Origin of the sequence: Colwellia sp. MT41, from assembly GCF_001444365.1 — a bacterium.
GTDB classification, from domain to species: Bacteria; Pseudomonadota; Gammaproteobacteria; order Enterobacterales; family Alteromonadaceae; genus Colwellia; species Colwellia marinimaniae.
Map to the genome: position 1 here is coordinate 1,839,074 of NZ_CP013145.1, position 18,974 is coordinate 1,858,047.

13 protein-coding genes are annotated in these 18,974 nt (G+C 40.3%); 6 read left to right on the forward strand and 7 right to left on the reverse strand.

Annotation, left to right across the window (positions count from 1 at the left end):
- Positions 1-330 precede the first annotated feature (330 nt).
- Together CMT41_RS07875 and queC are read right to left on the reverse strand one after the other, a co-directional pair.
- Complete coding sequence (locus CMT41_RS07875; protein WP_058026938.1) at positions 331-939, reverse strand: MarC family protein; 609 nt, start codon at positions 937-939, stop codon at positions 331-333.
- A gap of 263 nt (positions 940-1,202) precedes the next feature.
- The gene (queC, locus tag CMT41_RS07880; RefSeq protein WP_058028175.1) at positions 1,203-1,859 is read right to left on the reverse strand and encodes a 7-cyano-7-deazaguanine synthase QueC; all 657 of its coding nucleotides are present in this window, start codon (positions 1,857-1,859) and stop codon (positions 1,203-1,205) included.
- A gap of 139 nt (positions 1,860-1,998) precedes the next feature.
- Here queC and queE point away from each other — a divergent pair, with 139 nt between their 5' ends.
- Positions 1,999-2,667, forward strand: coding sequence for a 7-carboxy-7-deazaguanine synthase QueE (queE, locus tag CMT41_RS07885; RefSeq protein WP_057180780.1), 669 nt, complete (start codon positions 1,999-2,001; stop codon positions 2,665-2,667).
- A gap of 36 nt (positions 2,668-2,703) precedes the next feature.
- Here the strand turns inward: queE and alr are convergent, their stop codons facing one another.
- Positions 2,704-3,786 (reverse strand): alanine racemase, encoded by a 1,083-nt coding sequence (gene alr, locus CMT41_RS07890; RefSeq protein ID WP_057180781.1) that lies wholly within the window; start codon positions 3,784-3,786, stop codon positions 2,704-2,706.
- Between the two features lie 223 nt (positions 3,787-4,009).
- Between alr and murQ the strand changes: the two genes are divergently transcribed.
- From murQ to CMT41_RS07905, 3 genes are all read left to right on the forward strand, one after another.
- Positions 4,010-4,936 carry an N-acetylmuramic acid 6-phosphate etherase gene (gene murQ, locus CMT41_RS07895; protein ID WP_057180782.1) on the forward strand — a complete coding sequence of 309 codons (927 nt, stop codon included), beginning with the start codon at positions 4,010-4,012 and terminating at the stop codon, positions 4,934-4,936.
- A gap of 82 nt (positions 4,937-5,018) precedes the next feature.
- Positions 5,019-6,131 (forward strand): exo-beta-N-acetylmuramidase NamZ family protein, encoded by a 1,113-nt coding sequence (locus CMT41_RS07900; RefSeq protein ID WP_232300036.1) that lies wholly within the window; start codon positions 5,019-5,021, stop codon positions 6,129-6,131.
- Positions 6,132-6,175: 44 nt separating this feature from the next.
- Positions 6,176-9,157 carry an FAD-binding and (Fe-S)-binding domain-containing protein gene (locus CMT41_RS07905; RefSeq protein ID WP_058026942.1) on the forward strand — a complete coding sequence of 994 codons (2,982 nt, stop codon included), beginning with the start codon at positions 6,176-6,178 and terminating at the stop codon, positions 9,155-9,157.
- 8 nt (positions 9,158-9,165) lie between these two features.
- On the opposite strand, the gene CMT41_RS07910 is transcribed toward CMT41_RS07905, so the two are convergent.
- Both CMT41_RS07910 and CMT41_RS07915 read right to left on the reverse strand, forming a co-directional pair.
- On the reverse strand, positions 9,166-10,434 hold the full coding sequence (locus tag CMT41_RS07910) for a GGDEF domain-containing protein (protein WP_058026943.1): 1,269 nt from the start codon (positions 10,432-10,434) through the stop codon (positions 9,166-9,168).
- Between the two features lie 135 nt (positions 10,435-10,569).
- The gene (locus CMT41_RS07915) at positions 10,570-11,679 is read right to left on the reverse strand and encodes an NAD(P)/FAD-dependent oxidoreductase (protein WP_058026945.1); all 1,110 of its coding nucleotides are present in this window, start codon (positions 11,677-11,679) and stop codon (positions 10,570-10,572) included.
- Positions 11,680-11,960: 281 nt separating this feature from the next.
- Between CMT41_RS07915 and CMT41_RS07920 the strand changes: the two genes are divergently transcribed.
- On the forward strand, positions 11,961-12,998 hold the full coding sequence (locus CMT41_RS07920) for a formate dehydrogenase accessory sulfurtransferase FdhD (RefSeq protein WP_058026947.1): 1,038 nt from the start codon (positions 11,961-11,963) through the stop codon (positions 12,996-12,998).
- A 92-nt stretch (positions 12,999-13,090) separates the two neighbouring features.
- Here the strand turns inward: CMT41_RS07920 and CMT41_RS07925 are convergent, their stop codons facing one another.
- The gene (locus tag CMT41_RS07925) at positions 13,091-15,406 is read right to left on the reverse strand and encodes an FdhF/YdeP family oxidoreductase (protein ID WP_058026949.1); all 2,316 of its coding nucleotides are present in this window, start codon (positions 15,404-15,406) and stop codon (positions 13,091-13,093) included.
- A 149-nt stretch (positions 15,407-15,555) separates the two neighbouring features.
- Positions 15,556-16,254, reverse strand: a complete 699-nt coding sequence (locus CMT41_RS07930; protein ID WP_058026950.1) for a 2OG-Fe(II) oxygenase — start codon at positions 16,252-16,254, stop codon at positions 15,556-15,558.
- A gap of 209 nt (positions 16,255-16,463) precedes the next feature.
- On the opposite strand from CMT41_RS07930, the gene CMT41_RS07935 reads away from it, so the two are divergent.
- The gene (locus CMT41_RS07935; RefSeq protein WP_058026951.1) at positions 16,464-18,836 is read left to right on the forward strand and encodes a S8 family serine peptidase; all 2,373 of its coding nucleotides are present in this window, start codon (positions 16,464-16,466) and stop codon (positions 18,834-18,836) included.
- Positions 18,837-18,974: the final 138 nt, after the last annotated feature.

Here is an 18,974-nt window from a genome sequence, read left to right on the forward strand (position 1 = left end):
GTTTTTTATCTTAAAAAAAAATCAATGGAAGATAATAATCTATATTCAGTTAAGTTATTCAAAAGCATTATGTTAATTATTTGAAACTCATTTAGCTTTGAGTGTTTTCTTTACAATTTTATCATGAGGGCACGTGCTTCGGTGATTTTCCGGTTTATTAGCGTAACTTTAGTGGGGAATTCCCGCGCCAAGCTATCCTTACCGTGGATTATTCTGAGCAAAAAGTTAAGGCTGCTTAGGGGAAATAAGCTACCTTGAACAGATGATTTAATCGATATGAGTCGAGTTACTTTAAGGCGCTACTTTTACTTTCAACAAGTATATCGATGCCTAAAGCTCAAAGTATATCTTTACACCAGACAATACGCTGTTTGTTGCCACAGCAGCTAAAATCATTCCCATAACCCGACTAATAATACTTGAGCCGCTATTGCCTATAAATCGGTGTATCCAACTTGCTGCTAACATAAATATAAAAGCAATCGCTAAAACAGAAATCATTACACCAGCAGTCTGGACTTGTTCAAGAATGCTAAACGTTGAATTTTTGGTTAATAGTACAGCAGCAAGCATTGCTCCAGGGCTAGCAAGCGAAGGTATCGCTAGAGGAAATATAGCGGTCTCACTATCATTTCTTACCATGCCAATTTCCTCATCAGGTTTACTATCACCAAATATCATGGTTATGGCAAACATGAATAAAATAATTCCTCCGGCTATTTCAAAGGCAGGCAAAGGTATTTCAATCGCAGTTAAAATTACTTCACCAGCAATAATAAAAAACAATAAAACTCCAGTTGCGACAAGCACTGCCTTTAGTGCTATTTTACGTTTAACTTTTTCATCAAAGCGACTGGTAACCGCAATGAATACCGGAATAGTGCCGACAGGGTCAATAACCGCAAAGAAAAAGATAAACACTGAAACATAGTCGATCATAATAATCACCGTAAAAATGGTAAATTCCTGATATATATAAATTTAATCCGATACATATCACTGATTTAATGGTCATTATTTTATACTAAGTAAGGTTCTAGAATAAGATCATTTTGTAGTCGCCAGCATAATTTAACTCTGACACGAGATAGTGAGTAAGAATTGTTTATAATTTTATCCGCAAAATACCCTTAGCCAACAGAGCATTAATTACGTCAATGTTGTTGATGAAATTAATGCCGGGATAATGTTATTAAGGCGTTTTATTCGTAGGGAATTGGGTCGGTGATATTATTTTCAGAAAAAGCTTCTAAGCGCTCTTGGCATGCGCCACACTTGCCACAGGCTTTATCTCGACCGTTATAACAGGTCCAAGTATTACTGTAATCAAGACCCATAGCAATACCATCAGCGAGGATTGCGGTTTTATTCACGGTTAAATAGGGGCTGAAAATTTCTACACTTTCATAATTCGCTATTTTACAAACATCATTCATCTTTTCGACAAACTCAGGGCGACAATCTGGGTAGATGGCATGATCACCTGAATGGGCACCATAATAAACTTGCTCAGCACCAACCGACACCGCATAAGCTACGGCTAAAGAAAGTAAAATCATATTACGGTTGGGTACTAGGGTTGACTTCATACTATCAGCCTCATAGTGGCCTTCGGGAATATCGATATCATCGGTGAGAGAAGAACCAGCAAATAATTGATTTATTGCCGAAATATCAATTACCTTATGGTTGATACCGAGCCCATTACAGACAGTACTAGCGCACTGCAATTCTTTTACATGACGTTGTCCATAATTAAATGACAAAGCAAAAACTTGTTTACCGTCTTTTCGAGCACGGTTTAATACAGTAAAGGAATCCATGCCACCAGAATAAATAACAACAACTTTTTCAGTCATTTGAAGCTCTCTTAATTGATCTAAGGTATAATATAAAACGCCTGTTATTTTACTTGAAATAGACAATGGGCTAAAGCAGAAAGTGAGCACTATGCCTAATAAAACACACCACCATGTAGCAGAGAAAACCATAATACCCATGAACTATAAAATTAATGAGCTTTTTGAAACCATTCAAGGTGAAGGTTCTTTTACCGGACAACCGTCAATTTTCATTCGATTACAAGGCTGTCCTGTAGGATGTTCGTGGTGTGATACTAAACATACTTGGCAAATTGAGCTTGATGATCAAGTTAGTCCTGACATTATGTTAGCTAAAAAAGCGGAGACCTCTCAATGGTCTAGTTTTACTGTTGCTGAAATTTTCGCCTTAGTGCAAGATAAGAACTTTCAAGCGAAACACATAGTTATCACTGGCGGTGAACCTTGTATGGTTGATTTAACGCCATTATGTCAGTTGTTTGAACAACAAGGTTATAGTACACAAATTGAAACTTCTGGCACGTTTGAGATTATTACCACAGAAAAATGTTGGGTAACCGTTTCGCCTAAAATTAATATGCGCGGTGGCTATAAAATTTTAGCAAGCGCTATGTCACGTGCCAATGAAATAAAGCATCCTATTGCGACAGAGCAACATGTCGATGACTTGAAAGCTTTATTGGCCTTGCATAAGGTAGAAAATACCGCTATTTACTTACAGCCGATTAGCCAAAAGAAGCGAGCAACAGAGTTAGCGATAGCAACATGTATTGCTAATAACTGGCGTTTATCGATACAAGTACACAAATATATCGGTATTGAATAAGTGCTATGGCTCGTTTTGCTGTTAAGGTGATTAACCTTAACCGGTAACCACTTTGGGGACACGCTTTGACACTCGGGTTAATAATTCATAATTAATGCTATCACTGTGTTGAGCAACGATATCAATACTGATATTTTTACCCCATAACTCAACAGTATCGCCAATATTTATGTTGGTTAAATCGGTGATATCTACGGTGATCATATCCATTGAAACTCGACCCACAAGTGGGGCAACTTTACCCTTAATGAAGACCGGAGTGCCAAGTTTTGCATTGCGCGGATAACCATCGGCATAGCCAATAGCAACGGTTGCTATGGTAGATTTTCTTTTCGCTTGCCAAATGTCGCCATAACCAACGGTTTCGCCAATTTTTAAGGTATGTATTGCAATAATATTGGCTTGTAAGGTCATCACTGGGATGAGTGGTTGGCTTAGTGGACTCTTGCCAATAGGAGAAATACCATAAAGCGCTAAGCCTAATCGAGTGTGATCGCCATGACTTGCGGGCCAATTTAAAATACCCGCGGAATTCGCCATACTAAATTGACAATGATATTTTTCGACTAAGCTCATTAACTTAGCCAATTGCTCTACCGGTTTTACACTATCAAGCTGTTCAGCCGAAGAAAAGTGCGAGCACAATACCAGCTTACTTCTTTGTTGCTGGCTTAACTGTGTCATGATGTGGTCGACTTGCTCAAGATGAAAACCTAAGCGGTTCATGCCAGTCTCTACTTTTAACCAAATATCACCAGAAAATTCAACGTTAAGAGATCTCAGCCACGCTATTTGATAATCACTGTGCAGCATTAATGAAAAATTATGCAGTTGTGCCAACTGAAAGTCATTTTCTTTAAAAGGTCCTTCAAGAATAAGCACAGTATTATTAATACCCGCACTGCGCAGCGCCATTGCCTCATCAATAAAACCGACAGCAAAAGTATTAACGGTTGCGCTTAGCGCATGGGCAACTTTATTCGCGTCATGACCATAAGCATCGGCTTTAATCACCGCAATGGTATTGCTGTTAGGGGCGAGGCTATCAATATATTGGTAGTTTTTAACTAAGGCATCTAGGTCGATAACGGCTTGCGTAAGTCTGGAGATATAGCTCATATAATAGGGTGATAACTAACGGATGAAAAGTGGCGAAAAAAATCAATTCGACTATGAAAAAGGTCGTTAATTTCTCTATTTATTATTAGTTATCAGTGTACCATGATAACTATAGTGCACCTTATCTTAATCGTGTTTTTATCATTAGTTGACAAATTTCAGCTGAATTTAGTCAATGAAATGAAGTAACCATTAGGCCAGATAACCACAACGAGATGATTCCATGAACAGGCAAGCAGATTTAGTTGATGAGCTTAAAAACATTAGCACTGAAGGGCAAAACCCCAATACCTTAGATATTGATTTACTTGATTCACTTGGTGTTGTCAAAAAAATAAACACAGAAGATCAAAAAGTAGCGGTTATTGTCGGTCAATTGTTACCCGAAATTGCGCAAGGGGTTGATCTTATCGTTGAGGCTTTTGCCTGTGGTGGTCGACTTATATATATTGGCGCCGGTACCAGCGGTCGATTAGGAGTACTTGATTCGGTTGAATGCCCACCTACTTTTAGTGTGTCGAGTGAGCAAGTTATTGGCATTCTTGCTGGTGGTGCTGGCGCTATGTATAAAGCTGTTGAAGGTGCTGAAGATAATAGACAACTGGCAATAGATGATTTGAAAGCGGTGCATTTATCTAGCAAAGATGTCTTAGTGGGCATCGCTGCCAGTGGTCGAACGCCTTACGTGTTATCAGCAATGGCATTTGCTAAGGAGCAGGGCGCTGCAGTTATCGGTATTAGCTGTAGTGTTAACAGTAGTTATGGACAAAATAGTGATGTTGATATTTGTGCGGTAGTTGGTGCCGAGGTGCTAACAGGCTCTACTCGAATGAAGTCAGGAACTGCACAAAAACTCATTTTAAATATGCTCAGTACTGCCAGTATGATCCGTAGTGGCAAAAGCTATAAAAACCTAATGATAGATGTCAATGCCAGTAACGAAAAGTTATATGCTCGAGCCATCCGCATTGTCATGCAGGCAACTGAGTGTGATTTTTCTACCGCAGAGCACGCCCTTGGCCAAGCAAATAATCAGACAAAACTTGCCAGTTTAATGGTCTTAACTGGTTTAGACCTTAGCCAAGCTAAAGCAGCACTATTGGCAAATAAAGGCTTTTTGCGTAAAGCTATTGAGCAACAAGGCTGTTAATGCTGTGTTTATGATGTTTATAAAAAGGCTGACGTTATTGTTTTACTGCTCGCTATTCTTAGTTAATTTACCGGCGAGTGCGATGACAGAAAAACCTATAATCGTTGGCGCCGAGCAAGTATCGCGGTACTTACCAAAACTAAAAGGCAAAAGAGTTGCTTTAGTGGTCAATCAGACCTCTAAGGTTTTTGATGAGCATTTAGTGGACTTTTTGTTAAAAAAGCATATAGATATTAAATTTATCTTTGCCCCCGAACATGGTTTCCGCGGTAATCGAGATGCCGGTGAAAAGTTTGCTTCAAGCCTTGATAGTCAAACAGGTATCCCTCTGGTTTCTCTGTATGGTAAAACCCGTAAACCCTCATTAAGTATCATGAAACAATTTGATGTCATTGTGTTTGATATTCAAGATGTTGGTGTGCGTTTTTATACTTATATCAGTACTATGCATTACATGATGGAAGCGGCAGCGGATGCGGGTATTGAATTTATCGTCTTAGACCGACCTAATCCTAATGGTAGTTTTATTGATGGTCCCGTACTTGAAAAAGAATTCCGCTCATTTGTTGGCATGCACCCGATACCTATTCTACACGGGCTGACGGTAGCAGAGCTTGCACAAATGATTAAAGGAGAAGCTTGGTTAACCAGTAAAAAGCACTTGGCGCTTACGGTAGTTAAAGTGAAAAATTATCAGAGAGATTTCGCCTATAGCTTACCGGTAAAACCAAGCCCTAATTTACCGAATGATCAGGCCATCGCTTTATATCCTTCATTAACCTTCTTTGAAGCCACACCGGTAAGTATTGGTCGGGGCACGCCATTTCCCTTTCAGGTGATCGGTCATGATAAAGTTAATCTAGGCAGTTTCACCTTTACCCCAGTGTCAACGTTAGGGGCCGCAACTAAGCCAAAATTAATGCAGGTAAAGCTACAGGGAGAAGATCTTCGCCATGTTGCTAGCCAAGGTTTAAATTTACATTATTTACTGGCTTGGTATCAAGCCTTTGCAAAAAAAGGCCTCATTTTCTTTAACAGTCCAAAATTTATGGATAAATTAGCAGGCACGGATAAATTAAGAAAAGCGATTATTTCGGGACAAAGTGCTCAACAAATAAAACAAAGTTGGCAGGCTGATATCGATAGCTTTAGAGTAAAGCGTCGGCCTTATTTGCTCTATCCCGATATTAATTAGCGAAGAATTTTTTATGGAACTACCGCTTTATAAGGAAAATTTTGATGGCTAGTGCGAAGCAAACCGTAGCGGCAAGCGCATTTATAGAATTTAGTCAGGCTGTTGCCAAAATCCTACCAAAAGACAATGTAATTGAGCGCTATTTGCAACGCTTTGCTTATGGCACCGATGCGAGTTTTTACCGCTTAGTACCAAAAGTTGTCTTGCAACTTGATAGCGATATTCAGGTACGCCAAGTGATAAAACTGGCTAATAAATATCAAGTCGCCATCACTTTTCGTGCGGCTGGGACTAGCTTGTCCGGTCAAGCCATTAGTGATTCAGTGTTGATAATTTTATCAAGCCTTTGGCAGGGAATCAAAATTTTAGACCAAGGAGAAAAAATTTCTCTACAGCCAGGCGTTATTGGCGCTCACGCAAATAAAGCACTACAGGTGTATGCCCGTAAAATAGGTCCTGATCCCGCCTCGATCAATAGTTGCAAAATAGGTGGCATAGCCGCTAATAATTCTTCGGGCATGTGTTGTGGGGTAAAAGACAATAGTTATCATACCCTGGCGGATATAGATTTGATATTTGCTGATGGCAGCCAGTTAAATACCGCTGATAGTCAATCAAGGGAAACATTTCTTCAGCAAAACAAAAGTTTTACTACTCGCTTGATGAAAATTGTTGACTACGTCAATGCGGATCACGCTTTAGTCACTAAAATTAAGCATAAATACCGCTTAAAAAACACTACCGGCTACGGCTTAAATGCGCTGGTTGATTATAGCGATGTTATCGACATTATTAGTCACTTAATTATAGGCTCAGAAGGAACACTGGCTTTTATTAATAACATTACTTTCCACACGATCGAGGTCTTGCCTCATAAATCTGCCGGGCTATTTATTTTTGATAATATGGATATTGCCTGTAATCTTGTTTTGTCCTTAGCTCAAGAACGTGTTGATGCAGTAGAAATTATGGATGCTCGGGCGTTAAACAGTGTCCACAGTCAACTTGCTTCGATTGTAAATATTGATAAGCCTTTAAACGCAGAAAGCGTGGCCTTGTTAATTGAAATAAGTGCCGATACCGTCGAACAACTGCAAGTCAATGAGCAGCAATTATTGGTCCATATTAAAATTGTGGAAAAGTCTATTCAAGCACAAAAAGCCTTTACTATTGATAAAGACGAAATCGAGGCGTTATGGAAAATACGCAAGGGCATGTTTCCTGCCGTTGGCTCAGTCCGCCCAAAGGGAACCACAGTAATCATTGAAGATATTGCTCTGCCACTGGCAAGGCTGGCAGAAGGTGTTAACGATTTACAGCAATTATTTAAGCAATTTGGTTATGATGAAGCGATTATTTTTGGTCATGCTTTAGCCGGAAATTTACATTTTGTTTTTACTCAAACGTTTGCCAGTGACAAGGAAATCAGTCGTTATCGTGACTTTATGGCCAAGGTAACTAAAATGGTTGCCATTGACTATCAAGGCTCGCTTAAAGCTGAGCATGGTACGGGTCGAAATATGGCGCCATTTGTGGAAATGGAGTGGGGCGGGGACTTATATCAAGTGATGAAACAAATAAAAATATTGTTTGATCCTAAAGGCATACTTAACCCTGGCGTTATCATCAATGACGATAGCGAGGCCCATCTACGCCACTTAAAAACCATGATAGCGACAGATGACATTATTGATACCTGCATTGAATGTGGCTTTTGTGAACCCGTGTGCCCTTCGAAAGATTTCACCCTCACCCCACGTCAACGCATTGCGTTATGGCGACAAAAAGCCCTATTAAGCCAACAAATTACGCATGCTAATGACTCGGAAAAAATAGCGTTAACCGCTCAGTTAAGAGCTTTAGAAAAAGATTATCAGTTTTTTGCAATCGATAGTTGTGCGGCCACTGGGCTATGTGGTCAACAATGCCCAGTGGGTATTGATACCGGCATGTTTATCAAGTCGCTAAGAGAAAAGAAAAATACTGGCAGTAAGATAAAAACCTTTTCGGCTAAAGTGATCGCAGATAATTTTTCTGCGGTGTCGAGTATTGCTAGGTTGGGTTTAAATACAGTGGCTACGATAAATTATATCGCCGGTAATAAGTTCACTAAAAAGTCCTTTAAGGCTGTTAGTACCTTGAGTAATAATGCCATACCTTTATGGTTTCAAGCTTGGCCAGCAGGGGCTAAAGTCATTGCTGAAGGTGAGTTTAATGGTCAAAACCATCTGCTCTCAGCACCTGTTGCCAGCAATATTGCAACTCAGGTAGCAACACCGGTAGCAACACCGGTAGCAACAACTAAGGCGGCAAACAAAGTTGTCTATATCCCTTCATGTGCCAATCGTATATTTGGTTGTGATGAACAAGCACCAGATAAACGCAGTTTAGTTGCAGTCGTCTTGTCACTATGTAAAAAAGCCAATATTACCGTCATTATTCCAAAGGGCAGTGGTGAATTATGTTGTGGCATGCCATGGCAGTCAAAAGGCTTAGCACAGATTGCTCGAGATAAAAGGCAGCAATTTTTAGCAAAAGTAGTCACGGCTTCAGAGCAAGGTAAATGGCCGGTCATCACCGATGCTAGTCCATGTGCACTGACCTTGAATCAAGGGGCAGACAGTGATAATTCTGCCACTAGGTTGGTAATATTTGAAGCGACTGAGTTTATCGCCAAGTATGTGGTGGATAAATTACAGATTAATAAAAGCGATGAATGTTTTATGCTACACAATAGCTGTAGCAGTGAAAAAATGGACCAGGGCCGTTATTTAAAGCAACTTGCTAAGCTATGTAGTGACAATATTGTTGAACCAGAAAATATCAGTTGTTGTGGTTTTGCCGGAGATAAAGGTTTTTATTTACCGGAACTCAATAAAAGTGCCTTGGCGCCTTTAAAAGCTCAAATACCACCGGGTTGTCAACGAGGTTTGAGTAACTCTCGCACGTGTGAAATAGGGCTAACCGAGCATTCTGGCATATCTTATCAATCGATACTGTATTTATTAGATCAGTGCAGTGATTAAGGTATAAATTAAGCGGCCGCCGTGCGATTACTGCCGGTGTTTTTTGCCTTATAAAGCGCTTTATTAGCTCGAGCAATAAGATCATTTAAATCTTCATCGTGCATTTGTGCAACACCTGAGCTGCAAGATAGTTGAATGTCGTTTGGCCAAGCAGTCGCTAAAATACTGGCTCTAATTTTATCCGCTACTGCCATGGCTTGTGCCAGGCTGGTATCGGGGCAGACCAATAAAAATTCTTCGCTATTCCAGCGAGCTATCGTGTCGCTAGAGCGGCAGGAGCTATTAATTTGCTTGACAAATTGTTGTAAAAGCTTATCTACCATTTGCTGACCGTATTTCGGGTATAAATCTGAAAAGTCATCTAGATTGAAAAAGATAATACTTAAATTTTGTAAGTCAGTTGGCGCCAGTTGATCAAAACATTTTCTTAAACCAATACGATTAAGTGCGCCCGTTAAGGCATCAGTCTGAGCACCAAAGGCTATTGCTGGTGCAGGTTGAGCTGAAACTTCCGCTGCACGCTCTTTCGGGCGACTAGCACGATGGATTAAATAACCTAGCGCTAAACTCCATATGGCAATTAATATTGAAATCAGCGTGGTTGAACTGACATATTTACCTTTAAACTCAATACGTTCCAGGGTTATTTTATAGTTACCTGCTGCTACTGTTGTACTGGGTGCTATGACTATACTATAGATGTTGGCAAAATCGGTGCCGCCATGAGTTAACGCTAAATTATGGCTATTATGCCACCATTGAGGGATATAAAAATCATTGAGTGTTAACCAAACGGGGTTACTAACGTAAGCTTCTAAATACTCTAAACTATTATATTTTAGGCTTTTTTCTTCAGCATTGAGCGAGTAATCCGCATTAAAGTTGCGTAATTCTATACGGGTACCGGGTTGTGTTGGATGATTATGCTGTATCCATAAACCAATTTGCTCATAACTAGATAAGTCTAAGCCGGTGAAGGGGGCTTGTTTACTTAAATCCTGTACATTAATAATTAACTGACAATAAGGTTGATCTAGATGCGATTTTTTTAATTGACATGAAAATTCAAGTCCTTGATTGGTCTTTACTACCTTGGCGATTGAGGCACCTAGCACGCTACTATCATCAATAACCTTAATGTCAGCTGAGTGTAAATCAATGCTTTTAACTTTTTCTATGTTGAGAAATAACAAGACTGAGATGATTAACGTTAACAATAGCAGTGACATAACACCATAAAGTTCACCACTTCCCTGAGTCTCCTTTACTTTTTGCATAGAAAATATCCCTTAAAGTAGCTAAGTAGTTGCAAACATCTATAGCAAAATAAATGAGTGTTAACGTTAATTTATTCGCTTGAGAGACTAGCAGGTAAAAATATTACTCCTTTAAACGTAATACAGCATGAGCAATTAAACAACTTTTAGCCGCTCAGCAACATAATCAGCGATGGCCAAGCTAGAGGTTAAGCCTGGTGAATCAATACCAAATAAATTTATTAGGCCTTTAAGTTGGTGTACTTGACTTGTTTGAATAACAAAATCCTTAAAAGCGTCATTAGGCCCCTGTAATTTAGGGCGAATACCCGCGTAAGCCGGTTGTAACTTATCGATTGCTAACGTGGGAAAATATTGCGATACCTGCGTTATAAACTTGTCTTTGAGTTTCTCTGGAAAGTCATAATCCAAATGGTCAATATATTGAGTATCAGGGCCGAACTTTAACTGTCCACCCATATCTAGTGAGGCATGAATACCTAAGCCATTGTCACGCGGGATAGGATATATCAACTGTTTAAAAGGACTTTTTCCTTGATAAGAGAAGTAATGACCACGACACCAATGTAGCTGGGGAATAAATTTTTTATCTAAGCCCTTGATGGCATGTGCTAACGATACACTGTGTAATCCCGCGCAATTAATTAAATATTTGCAGTGAATGGATAGCCGCTCACCTTGGCTATCTAAGCTAACGTCAAAACCATCTGGTGTAGCTAGGGCAGTAATCATTTTGGTTTGGGCAACAAACATAGCGTTATTTTGTTCAGCTTGTGCTAATAAACTTTGCATATAAGCATGACTGTCAATGATGCCCGTTGACGGAGAATGTAAAGCCGCCGTTGCTCTTAGTTCAGGTTCAAGCTGTTTTAATTGGGCTTGAGCAATCCAGATAAGATCATCAACGCCATTTTTGCTAGCGCTGAGCATGGTTTTTTTAAGGTAAGCTTCTTCTACTGGGCCTTGGGCAACCAATAACTTGCCGATTTTATTAACGGGAATATGGCGCTCTTGGCAATATTGATAAAGCAAGGTTTTGCCTTGCACACAGAAGGTTGCTTTTAAGCTGTTTTGTGGATAGTAAATACCCGCATGAATTACTTCACTGTTGCGACTACTGGTTTCTTCACCAAAACTAGCATTTTTATCAATCACTAACACATCATCTAACTGTTGACTGAGTTTTGCTGCGATGGCTAAACCAATAACACCCGCGCCAACAATAAGCACATCTACTTTATCCATACTATCCTACGTAATAACAAGCACACTTTACCTTGGTGGTAAGTGTGACCCTAAGTGTGCTAATTATAGCGATAAAACAAACATCTACTCTATTTTTTAGTAAATTTTACCTAGGCTCGATAGACAAAAGATAATTTAGCCTGAATAAATTGTTATGCAACAAAAGCTAGACCATATTTTAACTATTATTCGTTAATCAAGGTAACTAGCGCTTTCCTGTTTTAAGGTTAGGCGGTAAACTTTACTCATTAAGCACCCTTAAAATAGTAATACAATTTCATATGGAAAATACTGCAAGCGCTCTACGTTCAACAAAAACCATCAACAAGGTAAGCTACTCCTTTAGCCCAGGAGGAACGGGGAAAAGTGCCGTTTTAGCTGCTGTTACAGAAAAGAATCAGCGCACACTGATAAGGAAAACCAGTACCGATACGGTTATTGTTGAACAACCCTTGCAGATCACTTTATCTTGGCTAGCACAAGGCGTGGTGGAAAACAGAGTATTCACTATTACCATGCGCACACCGGGACACGATTACTTATTGATAATCGGCTTATTGCATAGTGAAGGGGTGATAAAGCAACTTAGTGATATTGAGTCAATAAAACTAGAGTCTGACGATATAACGGGGCAAGGCGGGCAAAATGAGTGGTTAGTACTCTTTAATGCCGGGGTTATCCCCGACTTATCCTCATTAGAACGATATATGATGAGCTATTCTAGTTGTGGCCTTTGTGGCACTACCTCCTTAAAAACACTAGAGCTTAAAACGGTAATAAATTTATCTTTTGTTGAACATAAAAATGTTCTGGTGGCACATTCATTACTTTTATTATCCAGTAAAATGCGTGGTCAACAAGGTCTATTTGATAAAACGGGTGGTGTACATGGCGTAGCCTTATTTGGGCTAGAGTGTAACAGAGAGCAGGGAGGAGCAGCTGAGCTACCGTTAGCTCGCTCATTGCATCAAAAGCTAAATTTACAACATATCTATGAAGATATCGGTCGTCATAACGCGGTAGATAAGGTGATTGGCGCTTTATTAACATCCAACGACGTGCAAAATAAGTCAGTGCATGGTAACTCTGCAAAATCGTCGCAACAAGCAAGGTTATGTTTACTGCTTGTTAGTGGACGAATAAGCTTTGAAATAGTACAAAAGACCATCATGGCCGGTATTCATGTTTTAGTCGGTGTTGGAGCACCTTCTGATCTTGCCATACAAGCAGCTAAGCAATTTGATTTAACCTTGATTGGTTTTGTTAGTGATAAAGGCTTTAATGTCTATCATGGTGATTGGCGCTTAACTAATGCTTAACTGATGCTTAACTAATTATATCGAATAAATATGGAGTAAAGCTAGAGTAAAAATAATCAAGCAGCGCCAGCACGCGCCCTGCTGTATTCCAGTTAAATCAACGGTGGTTTTAGCGCTTTGTTGATGATCACCGCCACCGATTTTGAGGTGGGTGTATAAGAGCGATCACCATAACTGTCCAGTGGCACCAGCGGGTTGGTTTCTGGGTAATAAGCGGCCAGATTACTGCGTGGAATGTCATAAAAACATAAGATGAAGTTAGTTACCGTACGATCTTGGTTATCCGACCAAATAGAGGTGATGTCGACATAGTCGTTATCTTTAAGCCCTTGTTTTAAAGCATCTTTTTCGTTGATAAATAATACATTTCTGGCGTTACTAACGCCACGGTATCTATCGTCCATGCCATAGATGGTGGTATTGAATTGATCGTGTGAACGTAAAGATTGTAAGGTATAAAGTGGCTGATTCTTTTTTTGCAGTTCGTTTACTTGCTCTGTAGATATGTTGATAATACTTGTTGGCAGACAATTAGCAGTAAACAAGGCTTTTTCTTGAGGATTGTGCCATTGAAGTTGTGCGGCACTGTTACCAAGATAAAAGCCACCAGGTTGTTCAAGCTGTTGATTAAAATTACTAAATCCTGGGATGGCTTGTTCGATTAAATCACGAATAAGATCATAATTGCCTTTTAGCTGTTGCCAGTTTATCGTGGAGTTAGTTAAGGTAGCATCAGCAATATCCGCGACAATGGCGGTTTCAGAGTGCATGGTCTTTGCTAGGGGCACTACGCTACCTTGTGATGCATGCACCATGCTAAAAGTATCTTCCACGGTAATAAACTGCTCACCAGTGGCTTGATTATCTATTTCAGTGCGGCCTAAACAGGGCAGAATGAGCGCGTCTTCACCGATGCATAAATGACTACGGTTGAGTTTTGTACTTATTTGCACATTCAACTCGGTATTTTTTAATGCTTGATGGGTTTGTTTGGTATCGGGCGCGGCTTGCGCGATATTACCGCCTAAACAAATCAATACCTTACTGGTTTTCTGTAAAAAAGCATTTAAGGCATAATAAACATTATGACCTTTTTCTTTGGGTAGTTGAGCATTAACGGCTTGTGAAAGTTGCTCGATAAACGCCGCCGTAGGCTTTTCATTGATGCCCATGGTGCGATTACCTTGCACATTGGAATGACCACGCACCGGACACAAACCGGCACCTTTTTTACCAATATTGCCAGACAACAATTGTAAATTAACAATTTCTTGAATGGTCGCGACAGAATGTTTATGTTGGGTGATGCCCATGGCCCAAGTACAAATTACCGTGTCTGCGTGCAAAAATATATCCGTCGCTTGCGACAATTCTTTAAACGATAGTCCAGATTGTTGTTCAATTTGTTGCCATGAGGTGTCGTTAACTACTTGCTGATATTGGTCAAATTGCTGGCAATGTTGTTTGATAAAGTCATTATCGATTAGTGCGGGCTTGCCGTTTTCTATTTGCTTGCTGTTACGGGCGAGAATTATTTTGACCATGCCACGAACAGCCGCCATATCACCGCCTAATTTAGGGGTGAAATAAGCGTGGCTGATAGTTGTTGCCTTGGGGGTAAAAAGCTCGATAGGATCTTGCGGGCTGGCAAAACGTTCCAGTGCGACTTCTTTTAAATTGTTAAAGCTTACTATCTTACAACCGCCTCGTGCGGCCTTACGCAAGGCATTCATCATCCTAGGGTGATTGGTGCCCGGGTTTTGTCCAAAAACAAATATCGCCTCGGCGTGGTTAAAGTCGTCTAATATTACCGTACCTTTACCAATACCTATCGCTTCATTTAACGCGATACCACTGGCTTCGTGACACATATTTGAGCAGTCAGGAAAGTTATTAGTGCCGTAGAGTCGGCCAAATAATTGATAAAGGAACGAGGCTTCATTGCTGGCGCGGCCAGAAGTATAAAATTCTGCTTCATTGGGCGAAGATAAACTGTTGAGTTTATTTGCTATCAGCTGATTGGCATCTTGCCAGCTAATAGGCTCATAATGATCAGTGTCTTTATTGTACTTCATCGGCTCAGTTAACCGACCTTGATACTCTAACCAATAATCACTTTGTTTTTGTAACTGGCGGACACTATATTGGGCGAAAAAATTGGCATCAACTTTTTTACTGGTAGATTCCCACGCAATGGCTTTGGCGCCATTTTCACAAAACTGCAGTAAACCTTCTTTTTCATCGCCCCAAGCACAGCCCGGACAATCAAAGCCTTTATCCTTATTTGCTCTTAATAAATTTTTGACATTAGTCTGTGGTTGCTGGCTTTGCATGATGTGTTTTAAGGTCGAGGTTAATGAGGAAAAACCACCGGCTTTGTTGGGCTTTTTACTGAAATGTTTAGACACAAAATACACCTTGAAATAACGACGCAGACCATTGAAAAATATCAACTGATATTCATTGGTATTATATACGGAGGCAGAGGTTAGACGCCAGTCATTCAACTGGCTTGCGTTCAGTGTTATTGGGCTTTTGTGTGCTGAAATGAATACAGCTAGCCCTTCTTAGCATAGAGCTGTTCAGCTTTGTTATACATTAGCCATGAAGTCACCACGTATTTCTCATCCGACAAAGGAATATGACCTTTATGGGTATGAGTAAAACCGGCAGGGAAAATAATTAATGAGCCTTTTTTAGGTTTAACCTTTATGCCTTGATAATGAAATTCTGTTTCGCCACCTTCATCAACATCATTTAAGTAATACAAAAATGCTAATACCCGGTGTAATGGCTTATTGTGTGGTAACTGCGGGAAAATTTCTGAATGCCAGTAATGATAGCCACCAACCCCTTGCTCGTAGCGTTGCACGGTGAAATTGTCGTAACAAAAAACGTACTGGATCAACTGGTCTAAGTAAGCTGTGCCTAAACGGTCAAAATTCTCTTTCGTTACCGAGGTAGGTAAGCCTGTTTCGGGATCTGTGACTGTTGGGTTTAAAGCTGAGATTAACGCCATGTAATGCTTAGTCAAATAAGCTTTGACATGGGGATAACTGGCGTTAATAAGCTCAAGCTGTAGTGCTTGCCATTCTTTTTCAACCATAGTGACATCCATGCTATCTTTAAGATGTGTCATCACCCCATGACCTACACGACCTTTTACTACTTTATCACTGCTTTGATGACCTTTGATTAGTTTGTCGCACAGATCATCGGATAGTGCGTGGTCAAACACACCTATAAATTGGCTCATTATTAATCCTTAAAGCTATTTTGCGTAAATTTAACTGACATTTTTATATGACATACTAGGGGTAATTTAACTTAACCATAAATATTTTGTAACATACTTGTAATATTTGTTGCATTAATGTTATGTTTGTCTGGCTTTGATTTATATCATTGTGTACTGAATTTGTATAAAAAAATCAATAAATATCATTTAACGTACAGGAAAAAGTCATGTCAAACAATATAAAACGCAACAAAATATCGCTACATAAGGCCGCAATAATAACAACGGTAAGTGTCTTGTCGCTATCAATATCAACCGCTTTATATGCAGCGCAACCCGTTGGAGTGCAGACCACAGATAATATATTATCAGCCGTGGCCAGCTCACCTTTGCCAAAACGCTTTATTGTCAAATATAAGCAATCCGCTAACGCTCAATCAACGATGCAAGCGACGATAAGTAATTTTAGCACTGTGAGCGATATGGCTAGCCCTATGGCTTTTAATCGTTTGGCAGCGCTTAAGAAAAAATTTAAAATTCTAGGCGTTAAAGTTGGCGCTGAATTTCCTAATATGAATATCATCACCGCTGAGTTATCACCAGCAGATGTGATGAGTTTAGCGATGGATGATAATGTTGAATACGTAGAAGAAGATTTACCACGTCGTTTTATGGCGCAAAACGTACCTTATGGTATTGGTATGGTACAAGCGGACCAAGTTGATGACAGTATTGCTTCAGCGAACGCCGGTGGTAAGAAAATTTGTATCATTGACTCAGGTCTAAATATGCCTCATGAAGATATGGGCGCGCAAGGCGGTACGGTTAATGGTACTAATGATAGTGGTACGGGTAATTGGTTTGATCATGGCGGCCCACACGGTACTCATGTAGCTGGTACCATTGCTGCCCTTAATAATGGTATTGGTGTTCGTGGTGTTATTGGTTCCGATCCTAACTTGCATATTGTTAAAGTATTTAATGAATCAGGTTGGGGCTATTCCTCCAGTTTAGTCAGCGCTATTAATACCTGTGTCAGCAATGGCGCAGATGTTATTAATATGAGCTTAGGTGGTGCGGGCTCAAGTACCAGTGAAGCTAATGCCATGCAAGCCGCTTATGATGCTGGCGTATTACTTATCGCTGCGGCGGGTAATAGTGGTGTTGCTACCAGTACAACTGACGCTGAAAGTTTTCCTGCTTCGTATGACTCAGTGATGTCAGTGGCCGCTATTGATAGCAATAAAGTCTTAGCTGATTTTTCACAGAAAAATAGTCAGGTTGAGATATCAGGCCCAGGTGTTGATGTTTACTCTACTTACCCGGAAGGTTTGGGTTCAGTGGTCGAAGTGTCGGTTGCCGGTATTGGCTATTCGGCTAATGCCATGGCAAACCAGGGCAGTGCCACAGGTGCTATATATAACTTTGGCACGGGTGAGTCGATTGATTCGGGTGCTAACGGTAATGTGTGTTTAATTGCTCGTGGTAGCATTTCATTTCACGATAAAGTCAAAGCTTGTCAAGACAGCGGCGGTGTTGGCGCTATTATTTATAATAACGTAGCGGGCAGTTTTGGTGGCACCTTAGGTAGCACCAACGCGACTAGCATTCCGAGTGTTACTATTTCAGATACTGATGGTGCAGCCATGTTAAGTAACTTAGGCGCGAGTGCAACGGTAAATATTGGCGCGGGTAATTATGGCAAGATGAGTGGTACCTCAATGGCATCACCTCATGTTGCTGGTGTCGCTGCCTTAGTATGGAGTCATCATCCTAGCTGTACTAACGTCGAAATTCGTAATGTACTTAATGCCACGGCACAAGATCTTGGTGCAACTGGCCGGGATGTTAAATTTGGTTATGGATTAGTACAAACTAAAGATGCCATTGATTACATCAGCGCGAATGGTTGTGATGGTAGTGGTACAGGTGGCGGCGGTGGTACAAGCCCAGACGATACCGTACTTGAAAATGGTGTCGTTAAAACAGAGCTAGCCGCTACTACGGGTAATGAACTTGTTTTCACTATGGAAGTACCCGTGGGTGCAACCGATATTAACTTTGCCATCACAGGTGGTAGTGGTGATGCGGATTTATATGTGAAATTTGGTGCTGAGCCAACGGACAGTGTTTATGACTGTCGTCCATATAGAGCAGGTAATGTTGAATCTTGTGCAAGTACACAAGCTGGCGGAAGCTATTATGTGAAAATCAAAGCTTATAGTGATTTTACTGGCGTTAGTTTAACCGCTAGTTACATTGAGCCAAGTACGGGTGGTGGCGGTGCTGTTAACCCCATTGATAGCACAGTGAACAACATCTCAGTGGCAAGAAGACAATGGACTCGTTATACCCTTGATTTAGCAGCGGGTTACGCCGACCTAACGGTTAGCCTTTCTGGCGGTAGTGGTGATGCAGACTTGTATGTTACTCAAGGTAAGCAATCAACATCGTCTACTTATGATTGTCGCCCTTATAAAAATGGCAACAATGAAAGCTGTAACTTTACTGACCCAGCACAGGGTACTTGGTATGTTGATATCTACGGGTATTCAGCCGCATCAGGGGTAACGTTAAACATACAAGCTACACCACAGTAATTGGTATGCTAGCTAAGTAAAATAGCTTGATAAAATAAGCGAGTAAGCAAAAAAATATAAGGGTAACGAAAGTTACCCTTTTTTTTGCAACAATGGACTTATACCAATTTGATTAAATTTCTTCCCAACTCAGAGTTA